This window comes from Limnohabitans sp. 2KL-1, from assembly GCF_003063435.1.
Lineage (GTDB): Bacteria > Pseudomonadota > Gammaproteobacteria > Burkholderiales > Burkholderiaceae_C > Limnohabitans_A.
Genome location: NZ_NESL01000022.1, coordinates 1 through 2977, shown reverse-complemented (window position 1 = coordinate 2977; position 2977 = coordinate 1). Strand labels below are relative to the sequence as shown.

Here is a 2977-nt window from a genome sequence, read left to right as displayed (position 1 = left end):
TGGCTGTGGCCGATGTCAACAGTGGCAACGAAGACGTGGCCAGCTTGTCCGGCACCGTGGCCACCAACGACACCAGCAAAGACGGCAGCGAGACCTACGCCATCGTGGGCAGTGCCACGGGTGCCAAGGGCAGCCTGGTGCTCAACCCCAACGGCAGTTACACCTACACGCGCACCAGCGCTGCCGATGAAATCACCGCTGACCTGGTGGAGACCTTCACCTACAAGGTGACCGATGCGGCGGGCAACACCACGCAAAGCACGCTCAAAATCACCCTGACCCCGGTCAACGATGCGGCCACCTTCCTGGGTGACATCAGCAAAACGATCGATGAAACCAACGCTGCAGAAACAGTCAACGGCACGCTCGTGGTGTCAGATGTGGACAGCGCCACCACCGTGGTCGCCCAGACCGCTGTGAATGGCAGTGCAGGTTACGGCAAGTTCACCATCAGCACCACCGGTGTGTGGAGCTACGTCATGAACTCGGCGCAAGACCAGTTTGTGTCGGGACAAATCTACAGTGACACCCTCACCGTCACCACGGCCGACGGCACCCAGCAAGTGATCACCGTGAACATCAAAGGCACCAACGATGCGCCGACGGTGGTGTCTTCCACCAGCTCTACGGGCAAGGTCTTCTTCACTGAAAATGGCGCGCCGGTTCTGGCCCGTGGCGGCACGATCACGCTGGCCGATGTGGAGCAGGTCAACTTGCAAGGCGCGACAGTTCGGGTGGTGGACATGACCACGGGCAACGCCGTGGCGGGCGACCAGTTGACTTACACGGTGCCGGCAGGCGCCACCATCACGGGCAACTTCAATGCCGTGACTGGTGTGATGACTTTCTCAGGCAGTGCTTCGCAAGCCCAGTACCAGGCCTTGTTCGACTCGGTCAAGTACAGCAACATGCGTGATGACCTGTCGGGTGGTGTGCGTAACGTGTATTACGCCGTGACCGATGGCTCCAGTGCCACCAGCACCGAAGCCCTGACCCGTGTCAACGTGACCCGTTTGAACGACGCGCCTGTTTTGGACACTGCAGCCAACATCAGCTTGGCCGGATTGGCACCCACCGTTTCCGACACCGCGCCTTCGGGGGCCATGGGTGTGTTGGTTTCCACCTTGGTGGGTGGCGTGACCGATGCCGATTTGACGCTCGCTGATGGCGTAACGCCTGTAGCCAAAGGCATCGCCATCGTGGCCGCGAATGCAGCCCTGGGCAAGGTGTATTTCTCGCAAGACAGCGGTGTCACCTGGTACACGCCTTCATTTGCCATCACGGACACGGCCGCGTTGTTGCTCAAGGCCGATGCCAGCACCCGTGTGTATTTCCGCCCCAACGCGGGCGTGGAAGGCGTGATTGCCAACGCCCTCAACATCCGTGCCTGGGATACGACCGACAACAAATCGTCACTCAATGGTGCCAACGTCGTACAGCACAATGTCAGCACCACGCTGGGCGGCACCAATGCTTACTCGGTGGCCATCGACACGGTGTCCCTGAGCGTGGCCACCGTGGCCTCGGCCCCGGGTTTCGTGGGGACCAGTGGCGCTGACCCTCTGACGGGCACTGCGGGCAACGATGTCATTCTGGGCAACGGCGGTGCTGACGTGATCAGCGCAGGCACAGGCAACGACAAAGTCGTGCTCAACGACAGCAACGTGACCGCATTGAGCGCAGCCAATACGGCCAACATCAATGGCGGCACAGGTGTCAACATCTTGAAGCTGACAGGTGCCGAACTGACGCTCGACCTGACCAACCCCACGGTGCTGGGCAAGGTGGACAACTTCAGCACAGTGGACATCACCAGCAGCGTCAACAACCTGCTCAAGCTGAACCTGGCCACCGTGCAGACCTTCTCGGGCGCTGTAGACAACGTGGCAACCACAGGAGGGGTGGACGAGTCCAAGATGATGGTGGTCCTGGCCGATGCGGGGGATGCCGTGGTCTTGCAAGACGCGGCCAACTGGACGGTGCTCAACGGCCTGTCGGGCTCCAGCCTGGCCACTTTGTACGGTGTGGACTATGGTTTTTCCACCACACGCCAATACAGCCAATACAGCAAAGACGGGGCCACCTTGTTTGTGGACCAACTGGCCCCTGTGGGCGACATCGTGGGCACCAGCGGGAACGACACCCTGACCGGCACGGTCAACGCCGACGTGATGTATGGCAACGGCGGCGTGGACACCATTGCGGCGGGCGCGGGCAAAGACATGGTCATTCTCGGCGCCAGCAGCCTGACGGCTTTGGCCGCGACGACCAATACGGCCACCGTCAACGGTGGTACCGACATCAACACCCTCAAGCTGTCGGGCATCAACTTGACCCTGGACCTGACCAACACCACCGTGATGGGCAAGCTGGACAACTTCAATGTGATCGACATGAAGCAAGGCTCCGGCAACAAGTTCAAGCTGGGCCTGACCGAAGTATTGGCCTTGGCCGGTGGCACCGACAACGTGGCCACAGTGGGTGTGGATGAATCCAAGATGCTGGTGGTGCAAGGCAACGGCGGCGCTGCCCTCAACACCTTGCAACTCAATGGCGGCTTGGTGGGTTGGACATCCGTGACCAACTTGGGCGGCACGTCATTGCAAACCACTTACGGTGCCGAATACGGGTTCGAAGTGGGACGCAGCTACACCCAGTACACCAACAGCGGTGCCAACCTGTTCGTTGACCAGACTTTGCTGCAAGCGATGGTCTAAACAACAAAGGGGGGCCGAAATTTTTTCGGCTCCCTTTTTTTTGTGTGCGCCCAGCATGGGCGCACACCTGCGGGTGCAAGTCCCGCTGCGAGCTGGTCACAGTGAGCAAAGCGAAGCGCAACTGCGTGAGGGTGACCGAGCGTGGGAAGGAAGCGTGGAGCGTAAATCGTGAGCCGATGAACAAGAACCGCATAGAAGGCGTTGCCAAGCAGGGCGAGCAGGCCCATTACTGCAAAGCTCTTGTGACCAAGGCGAGGTGG

1 protein-coding gene is annotated in these 2977 nt (G+C 60.3%); it reads left to right on the top strand.

Translation table 11 applies throughout. From position 1 onward, the window contains the following. Window positions 1-2717, top strand: a 2717-nt coding sequence (locus B9Z47_RS18310; protein ID WP_146185831.1) for a VCBS domain-containing protein, incomplete at its 5' end; no start/stop codon positions are given. Window positions 2718-2977: the final 260 nt, after the last annotated feature.